General features: G+C 64.9%; 11 protein-coding genes. 3 read left to right on the forward strand and 8 right to left on the reverse strand.

All coding sequences use genetic code 11. The annotated features are described in order from the left end of the window. Positions 1 to 61: 61 nt before the first annotated feature. Together ACOIX3_RS12270 and ACOIX3_RS12275 are read left to right on the forward strand one after the other, a co-directional pair. Entirely contained in the window at positions 62 to 1,132 is a 1,071-nt protein-coding gene (locus tag ACOIX3_RS12270; protein WP_092124932.1) for an alcohol dehydrogenase, read from the forward strand. A 129-nt stretch (positions 1,133 to 1,261) separates the two neighbouring features. Continuing rightward, the gene (locus ACOIX3_RS12275; RefSeq protein WP_420970079.1) at positions 1,262 to 2,344 is read left to right on the forward strand and encodes an isocitrate/isopropylmalate dehydrogenase family protein; all 1,083 of its coding nucleotides are present in this window, start codon (positions 1,262 to 1,264) and stop codon (positions 2,342 to 2,344) included. Between the two features lie 47 nt (positions 2,345 to 2,391). Here the strand turns inward: ACOIX3_RS12275 and ACOIX3_RS12280 are convergent, their stop codons facing one another. The 5 genes from ACOIX3_RS12280 to ACOIX3_RS12300 all read right to left on the reverse strand — a co-directional run bounded on the left by ACOIX3_RS12280 (position 2,392) and on the right by ACOIX3_RS12300 (position 7,665). Beyond that, complete coding sequence (locus ACOIX3_RS12280; protein WP_420970080.1) at positions 2,392 to 3,366, reverse strand: class I SAM-dependent methyltransferase; 975 nt, start codon at positions 3,364 to 3,366, stop codon at positions 2,392 to 2,394. Positions 3,367 to 3,466: 100 nt separating this feature from the next. Next, a complete protein-coding gene (locus ACOIX3_RS12285; protein WP_420970081.1) occupies positions 3,467 to 4,699 on the reverse strand; it encodes a hypothetical protein in 1,233 nt (410 codons plus the stop codon). Further along, on the reverse strand, positions 4,696 to 4,977 hold the full coding sequence (locus ACOIX3_RS12290) for an acyl carrier protein (RefSeq protein WP_342723310.1): 282 nt from the start codon (positions 4,975 to 4,977) through the stop codon (positions 4,696 to 4,698). The genes ACOIX3_RS12285 and ACOIX3_RS12290 overlap by 4 nt, the downstream gene beginning before the upstream one ends. Then, positions 4,974 to 6,581: an amino acid adenylation domain-containing protein gene (locus ACOIX3_RS12295; protein ID WP_420970082.1), complete on the reverse strand. Its 1,608-nt coding sequence runs from the start codon at positions 6,579 to 6,581 to the stop codon at positions 4,974 to 4,976. Before ACOIX3_RS12295 ends, ACOIX3_RS12290 begins: the two co-directional genes overlap by 4 nt. Before the next feature lie 16 nt (positions 6,582 to 6,597). Then, positions 6,598 to 7,665, reverse strand: a complete 1,068-nt coding sequence (locus ACOIX3_RS12300) for an LLM class flavin-dependent oxidoreductase (protein ID WP_420970084.1) — start codon at positions 7,663 to 7,665, stop codon at positions 6,598 to 6,600. 253 nt (positions 7,666 to 7,918) lie between these two features. Here ACOIX3_RS12300 and ACOIX3_RS12305 point away from each other — a divergent pair, with 253 nt between their 5' ends. Next, complete coding sequence (locus ACOIX3_RS12305) at positions 7,919 to 9,685, forward strand: carbamoyltransferase (RefSeq protein WP_420970086.1); 1,767 nt, start codon at positions 7,919 to 7,921, stop codon at positions 9,683 to 9,685. Positions 9,686 to 9,734: 49 nt separating this feature from the next. Here ACOIX3_RS12305 and ACOIX3_RS12310 read toward each other — a convergent pair whose 3' ends face one another. The 3 genes from ACOIX3_RS12310 to ACOIX3_RS12320 all read right to left on the reverse strand — a co-directional run bounded on the left by ACOIX3_RS12310 (position 9,735) and on the right by ACOIX3_RS12320 (position 12,466). Then, complete coding sequence (locus ACOIX3_RS12310; protein ID WP_342710363.1) at positions 9,735 to 10,061, reverse strand: hypothetical protein; 327 nt, start codon at positions 10,059 to 10,061, stop codon at positions 9,735 to 9,737. 222 nt (positions 10,062 to 10,283) lie between these two features. Then, positions 10,284 to 11,615, reverse strand: coding sequence for a L,D-transpeptidase family protein (locus ACOIX3_RS12315; RefSeq protein WP_420970087.1), 1,332 nt, complete (start codon positions 11,613 to 11,615; stop codon positions 10,284 to 10,286). Positions 11,616 to 12,070: 455 nt separating this feature from the next. Next, positions 12,071 to 12,466 (reverse strand): helix-turn-helix domain-containing protein, encoded by a 396-nt coding sequence (locus ACOIX3_RS12320; RefSeq protein ID WP_016844123.1) that lies wholly within the window; start codon positions 12,464 to 12,466, stop codon positions 12,071 to 12,073. Positions 12,467 to 12,487 lie beyond the last annotated feature (21 nt).

Raw genomic sequence — 12,487 nt, forward strand, 5'->3', positions numbered from 1 at the left:
TTGTCCCGGGCGGGCAGGCGTGGCAAGGTCCGCCTCAAGAACAAGCTTCGGGAGAACAGCGATGAAGAGTTTCCAGGTCGTCGATTTCAATGCCCCCTTGAAAGAGGTCGATCAGCCGACGCCGCAGCCGTCGGGCACGCAGGTGCTGATCAAGGTGAAGGCCGCCGGCGTCTGCCACAGCGACCTGCACATCTGGGAGGGCGGTTATGATCTCGGCCATGGCCGCAAGCCGCTGTCACTGAAGGACCGCGGCGTCTCGCTGCCGCGCACGATGGGCCATGAGACGGTCGGCGAGATCGTCGCGTTCGGGCCGGATGTGAAGGACGCCGACAAGGGCGGCCTCAAGGTCGGTGATGTCACGCTGGCCTATCCGTGGCTCGGCTGCGGCAAATGCCCGACCTGCCTCGGCGGCGACGAGAACATGTGCGCGATCAAGCCGAATGCGCTCGGCGTCTATTGCGACGGCGGCTATGCCGATCACATGACCGTGCCGCATCCGAAATATCTGCTCAACCTCGAAGGGCTCGATCCGGTCACGGCGGCGCCTTACGCCTGCTCTGGAGTCACGACCTACAGCGCGCTGAAGAAGGTCGAGAAGGATCTCGACACCCCGATCGTGATCTTCGGCGCCGGCGGTCTCGGCCTGATGGCGCTCTCGCTGTTGAAGGCGATGGGCGGCAAGGGCGCGATCGTGGTCGACATCGACGCCAGGAAGCGCGAGGCGGCCGAGGCCGCCGGTGCACTCGCCACCGTCGACGGCAAGGCGCCCGACGCGCTGGAGCAGCTCATCAAGAAGGCCGGTCAGCCGATCCGCGCCGCGATCGACCTGGTCGGCAACGCCCAGACCTCGCAGCTCGGCTTCGACTGCCTGACCAAGGGCGGCAAGCTCGTGATCGTCGGCCTGTTCGGCGGTGGCGCGACCTGGGCGCTGCCGCTGATCCCGATCAAGGCGGTCACCATCCAGGGCAGCTATGTCGGCAATCTGCGCGAGACGCAGGAGCTGCTCGACCTGGTGCGGACCAAGAAGATCCCGGCGATCCCGGTCACGCCGATGCCGCTGGCGAAGGCGAACGAGGCGCTGACCAATCTGCAGAAGGGCCAGCTCGTCGGCCGCGCGGTGTTGACGCCGTAACTGCCATCCTCGTCATTGCGAGCGAAGCGAAGCAATCCATCTCTCCGCTTGCCGAGATATGGATTGCTTCGTCGCTTCGCTCCTCGCAATGACGGTCGGTCCTCTCCCGGATGTCTTGAGGAAGTCCCCATGTCCGCCAACGACGCACTCCACATCGCAGTTCTCGGTGGCGATGGCATCGGTCCCGAGGTAGTGGCGCCGGCGCTCGAAGTGCTGCGCAAGATCGAGGCGTCGGCCGGCCTCAAATTCCGCTTCACTGAGGCGCCGGCCGGCGCTGGGCATTACAAGGAGACCGGCAAGTCGATGCCGGAGAGCACGGTCCGGCTGTGCGAGGAGGCCGACGCGATCCTGCTCGGCGCCTGCGGCCTGCCGTCGGTGCGCTACCCTGACAACACCGAGATCGCGCCGCAGATCGAGTTGCGGATGATCTTCGATCTCTATGCCGGCGTGCGGCCTGCGCGGTTGATCCCGGGCGTGCCGAGCACGATCGTCGGTGCCGATCAGAAGGGCATCGACCTCGTCGTGATCAGGGAATCGACCGAGGGCCTGTTCGCCTCGATGGGCAAGGGCGTCGTCACCGACAGCGAGGCGCGCGAGACCATGGTGATCACGCGCCGGACTTCCGAGCGGCTGTTCGAGTTCTCGTTCCGGCTTGCCGAACGCCGCAAGGCGCGCGGCCGCGTCGGCGGCGGGCTGACCTGCGTCGACAAGGCGAACGTGTTCAAGGCGTTCGCGTTCTTCCGCAGCATCTTCGACGAGACCGCGCGGCGCCATCCCGACGTCAGGGCTGACCATCTCTACATCGACGCGACGACGGCTGCGCTGGTGAAGCGCCCCTGGGACTTCGACGTCATGGTGACCGAGAACATGTTCGGCGACATCCTGTCCGATCTCACCGCCGGCCTGATCGGCGGCATGGGCATGGCGCCGTCGGCCGATATCGGCGATCGCTACGCGGTATTTCAGCCGTGTCATGGCACGGCGCCGGACATCATGGGACAGGGCAAGGCGAACCCGACCGCGATGATCCTGTCGGCTGCGATGATGCTGGACTGGCTCGCCGACAGGCACTCTCTCGAGAGCGCTGCTGAAGCTGCCGAAAGCATCGAGCGCGCCGTCGACAAGGTCTATGCCGGCGGTATCAAGCCGTTCGAATTCGGCGGCAGCAACGGTACCGCCGATGTCGCGAAGGCCGTGCTGGCGGCGCTCTAGGCGAGGCGATCGGAGTGCGCAACCGCTACGAAACGTCGTGAAAGCGGTTACTGCCAGGCGTTCGAAGTCAGCCGCTCTGGCCGGCTGATCTCCCCGAGAAATCCTCCATTGTGCGCCAGCATCGTGTACCCTGCTGGAGCATACAAATTCTCAAGCACGAGCAGTTGCTGGCGCTTGGGCAGTTTGGCGTATACCTCTTCGAGCGCCGACGAATTGAGTTTGCTTCGCGGATCGGTGCGTGCGACCGGCATTGCAAAGCGGGCATCAAGCCTGGATTCCACCAACAGCCCGTTTCGCTCCATGGTGAAGCCGTAAGGTACGCATGCCGTAAAACTGTTCGAAACGATTTTCTCGATGGTTTCGAGCGTGTACAGGACCTCATAGTGGTTGACATACGCGTCGACGATCATGGGATCGACGTCCGTTGGGTCTTGAATCGCCCATCCATACGGGAAGTTCGTGAATCCGAGGCGTTTCGCGGACTCGATCTTGTGCTCCAATTGGTCTTGGCCGTGAAGGTGACTGAGCAGCCTCTTCCTGCGCATCCTCTCTCCAGAACCGTATTCTCCGTACACGTAGAAAAGCAGCACGCCACGGCTGGTGAGAAGGCGGGACAGCCGATCGATCGCTGCGGCAGGCCGTTGCAGATGATGTAGCACGCCCATGCACATGATCACATCAAACGGTTCTCCTTCTAGATCTGCGGTCATGATATCTCCGAGCCGGAATGAAACCCGCGCACCGGGGAATGCTTGCTTTGCGCGTTCCGCGCACGCGATCGAATTTTCTGAATAGTCGATCCCGACATAATCATTGTCCGGAAAAGCCGCGGCGAGCTCCAGCAATCGCAAGCCGGTGCCGGTGCCCGCATCAAGAATTCGCTTTCCCTGGAGGTGGTACCCGCAATCCAAACGAAGCAGCTTCACGAGATTGACAAGTTCTCGGTACCCGCCATTGCTCGACGTGTTGGTGGGGTAAGGAAATGCCTCGTATTGGCTCTTGAGCAAATCGACGTACTTCAAGGTCAATCTCCCTTCCGCTGATGCCGACCACGTTCGTCATGTCCGGATGATCTCTATTTCGGCGGCTGATGTGCTCGGCGGGAACTGCCATGACGGGCGGCTACGGCAAGAGCGTCGTATCGCCGTCCATCGGACCGGCGTACCAGCCGTTCCCGTCGGCGAGGAACCGGCCGAGAGATTCGTCCGCCGTCCGGTAGACCAGCGGATCGGTCGGGTAGGTCCTGACATAGGGCCTCCAACGCATCAGGATCCGCCGCACATGCGCGGGCAGTCCCACCACCTCGAAGAAGTCGTCGCCGGCGGCGACGGCATTCGCGTAAGCCGCCCCGAGCAACGCCTCGGTCGTCTCCGCGTCGTCCTGTTCCGCCAGGATGTCGGCCAGCATCGCGCGGCGCAGCCCGGTCTTGCGGTCGGTCGAATGCTCCACGATGGCGTAGCCGGCCAGGCGCGCGGCCCGGCGGCAGCACAGCACGGTGGCCCGCGACGAACCGCCGGGGATGGTGAAGTGCCAACGTAGTGAAGCGGCACCGCGGTCCGCCATCAGCCGCGGCGCCTCGGCGAGCTTGCGCCGCCACAGGTCCTCGAACTCGTCGCCGATGTTGTTGACGTCGATTTCTGCGACGTCGAATCCGCAGCGCTGTGCCCCGGGAAATCGTCCGGGCCCGCGGCGCAGCCCCATGTCAGCCCGCAGCGCCGTCGCGCCGAGCGCGCTCGCGATCGCGGCCGTTCCGCCCGAAAGGTGGAACTTCGACGCCAGCGTCTGCGCGAACCGAGGCGGGTCCAGCACCCAGAACAGCACCTTGGCGTAGTCGGGCTGCGCCAGCGTCCGACCGTGCAGGGCCTTGGCCAGCATGACCGCGGATTCGATCGCGAACGTCACGATGGCGAGATCGATGCCGGGCTGCCGGAAGAACGCGGACAGAAGCCCGATGCCGCGCGCGCGGTAGGCCGGATCGATGGCCAGCCCCGTGCCGACCGCGCCAACCAGCGTGCGGTCGCCGAGCCGGTAGAGCAGCGGCAGGCTGCCCTGGTATCCGACGATGCCTGCCTCGGTCTCAAGCACCCAGCCCATGCCGTGCTGCGACCCGGTCGCCGCCAGCACTGGATTCTGCCGCCACAGCCGATGCCAATTCTCCGGGTTGTCCTTCGGCAGGCCGGAGCGCTCCTTCAGATCCGCGACGGCCTCGAAGTCCGAGAACCGCACCTCCCGCTGCTTCGCCGGAGACGGCGGCCTGGCAAGCGTGTCCGGATCGACGCGGGCGGCGACCGGCTCCGGCCGCGCTCTTAGCAACGGAAGCAGCACGTCGGCAGCGAAGGTCTTGGCGTATGTCATGACGGATGCGGCCTCAACTGCTCCGACACGAACTGGCACAGCGGCCCGATCAGCGTCATCTGTTCGGGATCGAGGTTCTCGAAATCGATCTCCCTGTCGAAGTGCTCGCCCGCTGCCATCATCATCTCGACGAAGGCCAGCGAATCGAGCGCCCCAGACAGCAGCAGGTCGTAGTCGTCGGGAAGATCGCGCAGCGGACGCTGTCCGCGGTCCTGGAGCTTCTGGTTGAGGAAGGCTCCGAAGAAGGCGCGGACGTCGTCCGTGGTCGGACCGCTCATTGGCTGTCTCCCAAAACCGCCGGCATGGCCTTGCGGTCGTATTTTCCGTTGGCGTTGCGTGGCAGCCGGCTACGGACGTGCCATCGTCTCGGGACCATATAGTCCGGCAGCCGGGCGGCGACCGCCGCGCGAAGCCGGTCGAGATCAACCGGCCCGCCCTCGATGAGCACTTCGATGCCGCCATAGCCGCTCGACGTGATGGGCCAACCGATCGCCACGACGCCGTCGGCGCCGGAGGCCTCGCGCACCACGGCCTCGACCTCGCCGAGCTCCACCCTGTGGCCGAGGATCTTCACCTGCGAGTCCATGCGGCCGAGATGGGTCAGGGGACCATCGCCAGCGGGCCGGCGCACGCGGTCGCCGGTGCGGTAGAACACGTCCTTCCGTCCGGGCGGGACGACGAAAGCTGCGGCGGTCTTCTCGGGATCTTTCCAGTAGCCGAGCGACATCTGCGGACCGCTCATCAGCAGTTCGCCGTCCGCGCCCGGCTCGACCTCGTTCAGGTGTTCGTCGACGACCAGCACGTTCATTCCCGGGAATGGCGCGCCGATCGGCACGATGCCCATCTCCACTTCGGCCGGCGTCCGCTTCGGATCCCAGCGGTAGCCGGTGCACGCGATGGTCAATTCGGTCGGTCCGTAGACGTTCTCGACGACGCTGTTCGGCGCGGCCATCGCCCAGGCCTCGACGCTAGTGACGGGCAGGGGCTCGCCGCAGAACAGGCTCAACCTGAGCGAGGGAAACCCTCCCGGCTTCAGCAGGCCGGACTGCTTCATCAGCGCGACCATCGAGGGCACCGAGAACCAGACCGTCAATCCCTGCTCGCGGATGAACCGGCCCGGATTGATCAGCGTCTTCTGCGAGGGGCAGCACACGCAGGCGCCGCGTTCCCACGCCACGAACATGTCGGATGCCGACAGGTCGAACGTCATGTCGAAGGTCTGCGAGACGACGTCCAGCTCCGTGATGGCGAAGCGCCCCGCGACATGATCGACATAGGCTGCGACGTTGCGGTGGGTGACCATCACTCCCTTCGGCACGCCGGTGCTGCCTGAGGTGAACAGCAGATAGGCGATCGCGTCCTCGTGCGCGTCCGGCTCGCGCCAGTCGGCGTAGACTTCGAGATCGGCAGCTCCGATGACGATGTGCAAGGGCCATCGTTCGCGATAGGGGCGCGTGTCCTCGAGATCGGGCGCGATCACGAGCAGCGGTTGGTCCACGTCCGCCATGAGCGCGTCCATTTGCGGCAAGGATTCTGCGTCGACGATGATCGATCGGCACTCCGAGCGGACGAGCATCGACCTGGTGCGCTCGACCGGGAAGGTGCGGTTCAGAGGCACGTAGCCGTTTCCGGCCAGAAGCGATCCGAGCACGCCGGCGAACGCCGTCGCGCTGCGATGCGCGAATACGGCGGTCAGCGGCGTCGACGACCCTTCGCGATGCGCCTGGATGCAGGCTGCGACGCGAACGGCGACCTCGCGCAGCTCTCGATACGATAGCGACGTGCCCTGCGCGACGACGGCCGGACGGTCGGGAAACAGTTTCGCCGAGCGCAGGAAGCCCGTCCACAATCCCCGCCGTGATCCGTCCGCGCGCAACTCCATCGAACGATTGCCTAGCCTAGCCTGCGAGGCCCTGACGGGCCGGATCGCGAAGTGCTGATGACTTCAGACGCCGGGCCTTCGTCAGCGCCTGTCCGAAGACCTCGCCCGTATGGACCAGTTCCTCGCGGGTGGGTGGAATGTCCAGGATGAACGTCCCGTAGCCGGCTGCGGCGTAGCGCGCGAGTTCGTCGGAGACGACCTCGTAGTCGCCAACCAAATAGGGACAGAAGGTCTTGTAGTTTTCGAACGGCACCAGCCAATAGGGCGTGTCCTGGGTGGCGGTCTCGGCCGCGAGATCGGACATCTGCTTGTGCCACGCCGAATCCGAGACCTTCATGGCCAGCTTGTGCGCCAGCTGCCCCTTCTTGTCGGTCGGGAAGCGTTGGTGCGCGACCCGCCAGGCCTCCTCGGCGCTCGCGCGGGCGATGATGCCGACGCGCACGCCCGAGCCGACGCAGTCGGCGTCGGCCTGGCCGTACTCTGCGGCCGGCTTGGGATACTTCACCGGCGTCGCGCCCAACAGCTTGGCGGCCGCGAGCCCGGCTTCCGAGGAGCCTGACACGAATATGCCGGGCAGCAACTCCCGCGGCAGCGCTGGCGTCATCCTCAGATTGCGGACGGCATGGAATTCGCCTTCGAGCGTCACCGGCTCGGCGTTCTCCAGCAGCAGCTTGATGATGCCGGTGTATTCGACGAGCCTCGCGTACCGCTTGTCGTGCGCCGTCGCATCGCCGAGCGCCGCAAGCTCGGTCGTGTAGCCGCCCGCGACCATGTTCAGATAGAGCCGGCGTCCGTACATATGCGCGAACGAGCTCACCATCTTGGCGACGCTGTACGGGTGCATGTAGACCGGCTGCACCGCCACCAGCGGACAGAGCTCCCTGGTGCTCTGCAGGATGACCTGCGAGACGAGCCACGGATCGACCAGGGAATTCTCCGTGTAGACCAGGATCCCCTTGCATCCCGCCTCTTCACTCCAGCGGGCGACAGCCTGCACCCGTTCGACATAATCCGCCGCCGGAACTGCGCTGGATTGCGGGCAGGTGCTGAAGACTTCGAACCGAACATCGGACAGCGCATCCATCGTCCACCTCCATGCGAAAGGCGCACGAACGCCGTGATTTGGCGGAAAACCCCGTCACGGTAGCATAGGCGTTCGGGAGGTCCCCGACGCAAAGGTGGTACTCCGTCAAGCGAGGGGAACGGATGCCTGATCGACTATTCCGGGGCGTCGCACGGCACTTTTGCGGACCTTGATTTCCCCGGTTTCTCTGCAACGATGCCGCGGAACCTGCTCGAATTTCCCTTGAGCGTGATCCGTCCAGGGGTTGTTGAATATGGCAAAAGTCATCGGCATCAGTGGATTCGAGAGCTCGATCCCCTTCAAGAGGGAGCACTGGCCGGGCCTGGAGGAACGCGAATATCGGATCTCACAGGGCCACGATTCCGCTGCGGTGCTGGTGGTCGACGGCAGGATTGTCGCCGGCGCCGCCGAAGAGCGCTTCAACCGCAAGAAACACACCGGTGATTTCCCGATCGGCGCTGTCGGCTACTGCCTGGAGACCGCCGGCCTGAAGCCATCCGACATCGACGTGATCTCTCACGGCTTCGACTATGCGCCCTACAAGGCCGCGTTCACGCTGGATCCGACCTCCGCCCGGCAATACAGGGAGGTGTTCTCGCGCGAAAAACTGCTCTCGCAAGTGGATGCTCACCTGCCTGGATTTCCGGCCGGCAAGGTCCACCACGTCAACCATCATCTGTCCCACGCCGCCAGCGCCTACTACACCTCCGGTTGGGACGAATGCCTGGTGGTGGTGCTCGACGGCATGGGCGAGGTCCACGCCGTCACCGTCTATCACGCGCACGACAACGCGATCGACAAGCTCGCGGAAATCACCGCCCAGGATTCGATCGGCATCCTCTATTCCACGCTGACTTTGCATCTCGGCTTCGATTTCAACTCCGACGAATACAAGATCATGGGTCTCGCTCCCTACGGCGATCCCGCGCGCCATCGTGGCTTTTTCGAGCGGACCGTGGAGCTGCGCGACGACGGCTTGATCAGGATTCCGCTGCTCCGCCTCAATACCGAGCGCCATGATCGCGAAACCTACGGCGCGACGCGACGTCATCTCGGCGAGCATCTGATCCCGGCTCGCGCGCCCGACGGCGACGTCACCGACAACCATCGCGACGTCGCCGCAGCGCTGCAGGAATGCCTCGACAATGTCATGCTCCACATCTGCGGCTATTTCGGCCGCAGCACCGGCCTGCGCAGGCTCGCGATGGCGGGCGGCGTCGCGCTCAACTGCACCGCCAACGGCCGCCTGCTGCAGTCCGGCCTGTTCGACGAGATCTACGTTCAGCCGGCCGCCGGCGACGATGGCTCCGCGCTCGGCGCCGCGCTCTGGTCGGCATCGCGTGACAGTGGGGTGCAGAACGTCCGGATGCCGGTGCCCTTCCTCGGGCCCGCACACGCGCAGACTGAGATCGACAGGGCGCTGGCCGACACCGCCGGCCGCATCGAGATCACGCGCTTTCCGGATCTCGACGAGACCTGCGCGGCAGCGGCGAGGCTGATCGCCGCCGGACGCGTGCTCGGCTGGTACCGTGGACGCATGGAGTTCGGCCCGCGCGCGCTCGGACACCGCAGCATCCTGGCCGATCCCGGTCATCCTGAGATGCGCGATCGCATCAACGCGATGGTCAAGATGCGCGAGGCCTTCCGCCCGTTCGCGCCGGCGGTCAGCCTCGAGCAGGTGCAGGACTGGTTCGAGGTGCCGAAGGGGCTCGAGCTTCCCTACATGATCATGACCGCCGACGTGCGCCCCGAGCACCGCGCCGCGCTGCCGGCGATCACGCATGTCAACGGCTCGGCCCGGGTGCAGACGGTCGGCGTCAGGGACAATCCGGAATTCCACGCGTTGCTGCGAGCGGTTGGCCGGGCGACCGGCCGCGAAATGGTGCTGAACACGAGCTTCAACGTGAAGGGGCAGCCGATCGTCAACACGCCGCGCGAAGCCATCGACACCTTCCTCGGCACCGGCATCGAGTATCTCTTCCTCGAGAACGTGCTGGTCCGCCGCGCGGGACAGATGTAGCCGGCACTGGCGCGAAAAGGTGAGGGGGCCGAAGCCCCCTCGCTGACGATTAGCGCCGGTGTCCGCCGTGATGTCCGCCGCCGTGATGGCCGCCACCATGGTGGCCGCCGTGGTGACGGTGCCCGTGATGATGATGGCGGGGGTAGAAGTGCGGACGATGATGCCATCCGTGATGGCGCGGTCCGTAGCCATAGCCCGGTTGCCAGTAGCAGCGGCCCCAGCGGTCACAGACCTGGCGCACCTTGTCGACATTGGACGTTTCGCCTGCGATGTGGCTGGCCTGCGGAAGCCCGTTCGGCATCGCCGATGCCGCGCCGGACATCAACGCTGCGCTTCCGAGCGCGGCCAGTCCAATAATTGCAAGCTTGATATTCATTGAGATCTCCTTGGTTGAGGCCTGAAAACGTCCATGCGGCCGCTTCGTTGCTGCGACAAAAAAGCCAGGCAGGTGCACTCGGTTCTGGCTATGCCGGTTCAACGCAAGAAATGCGGGAGTTGTGAGGTCGCGCCATGCGCGGGCGACAATTGGCCGCGCGACAGAATGGCGAGGCGCAAACAATACGTGATGACCTTTGATGGCGCTTCGCGGAAATGTGCTCTATTGCGCGGTCGGCGGATGTTCGGCGGCCTTGTTGAAGAAGGCAGCCTCCTCGGCGGTGGCTTCGAGGAGTTGCTGGTCCTGGTCGTAGACGTCGTTGCGGAACTGGACGGTCCGGTCCTTCGTCATCCACGCCGTGAGGTAGATCCAGGCCACCGGCACCTTCTTCAGCATGCGGACGTCCTGGCGCTGTCCGGTGGCGATCGCGGCATCGATGGCAGCGCGGGTCCACTGCGGTTGGTCTTTCAGCAGCCATGCCGCGAGATCGCGGACATTGTCGACGCGCGAGCAGCCATGCGAATCGAAGCGATAGTCGTCGTTGAACAGGCTGTGCTGATTGGTGTCGTGCATGTAGACCGAATAGGAATTCGGCATGTCGATCTTGACCGCGCCGAGCGCATTCCATGCGCCGCTCTGCTGACGCACCGTGATGTTCGGCGCGTGATCGCCCGACCAGTCGACCGAACGCGGATCGATCGGGTTGTCGTGGGCGTCGAGCACGTCCATGTGCATGCGTGACAGGTAGGCCGGTTCCTTGCGCATATGCGCCGCGATCTCCGTCTTCGTGATCGATGACGGCACCGTCCAGGTCGGATTGAGAATGACGTCGGTGATCTCGGACGTCAGCGTCGGCGAGGGTTTCTCGGTCTTGCCGACGATCACGCGGTAGCGCCGCACGACCTTGTCGTCCTCGACGGCCTCGGCGAAGGTGGCGGGAATGTTGACGACGACATAGCGCTGCCCGAACTGGAAATCCATCTGGTCAAGCCGCTCCAGCGAGGCCTCGAGCTGCTGGATCCGCTTCTGCACGGGAACGTTGAGTGCAGCCAGCGTCCGCGGCGTCACCGAGCCGGTCGCCGCGAGCCCGTGGCGTGTCTGGAAGCGCTTCACCGCGTCGGCCACGACTTCATCATAGGAGCCGGTGGCCTTGTCGGTGGCAAGGTCGCCGGTGATGATCAGACGGTTGCGCAGCAGATCGTCATGGGCGCCCTGGGCGCCCAACGCAAATTTCGCGTCCGTGGGGATCGTGGGCCAACCGCCGCGGGCGGCAAGATCGGAATAGCTCTTCACCACGTCGCGAATGCGCTGTGCGCTGCCCTGGTCGTAGGTCGGCTCGTGCGACAGCGAGAGCGCGGCAGCCGATCGCGTTTCCGCGACCGAGGTCGACGCGGCCGGCTTGGCCTGGCCTGGCTGGGTGGCCGCCGGTGCCGCAGCCGGCAAGGCATGATGAGGCGGGACTGCCGCAGTCGGGCCGGGCGCGCCGGTGGTTTGGGCGAATGCCGGTAGAGCCGCAAGCATCGTGGCTACGACGACGAGTGTCACTCTCTGCATATCTCGATTCTCCGAACTGCGTCGCTTGCGCGAAAAATCGGAAGGCACGGCCCCGGCAGCATGAATGGGGGGCGGCGCGTTCGTTCGAAGGTGATGATCTATCCCGAGACCGTTGCGTCTTGATTAAGTTTTGGTTGCGATCGGAACATTACCGTGACCGTCGTGCCGGCCCAGGGCGGTCGCCATCGAAGCCGGTCGCCATCGTCGGCATCGCGGCCGCTCGACCTTGTGGCGTACATCAACGCGGAGATCGCTCGCTCGTTGTGCCGAAGCCGAGGGCACGGACCTAGCGGCGCCGAACGGCAAAAGAAAAAGCGCTGCCATCGCCGATGGCAGCGCTTCGATATCTTCCCGGTCCGACCGGCGCGTGGCGATCCCAATGACCGATCGCGGCCGATCCGCTCGCCCTGGTCGATCGCGTTCGCGGTGTCGCGATCGTACCTGTGCTGTGCCGTTCAGTCTTCGTTGGCGGCGATCGATTCCATCAGCGACACCAGTTGGCGCTGCACGGTCTGATCCTTGATCTTGCTGTAGGCGCGCAGCAACCGGAGGCTGAACGCGCTGTCGAGGAACAGCAGGCTCTCGACTTCGCGGGCCTTGTTGTCGCCGTCGTAGAAGAAGGTCACCGGCACGTCCAGCGCGGTCGCGATCTGCTGAAGGCGGGCAGCGCCGACGCGGTTCACGCCCTTCTCGTACTTCTGAACCTGCTGGAAGCTGACGCCCAGCTTGTCGCCGAGTTCTGCCTGCGAGATCTTCTGCTCGACACGGCGCAGACGAATCCGCTTGCCCAACTCAATGTCCGGCTTGCCGGCGCTGCGCTGCTTCATCTTCTTTGCTGCTGATCTGTTCATTCTTGTGACCCGTCCTTCAAA

It is taken from the genome of Bradyrhizobium sp. B120 (assembly GCF_049075665.1).
Lineage (GTDB): Bacteria > Pseudomonadota > Alphaproteobacteria > Rhizobiales > Xanthobacteraceae > Bradyrhizobium.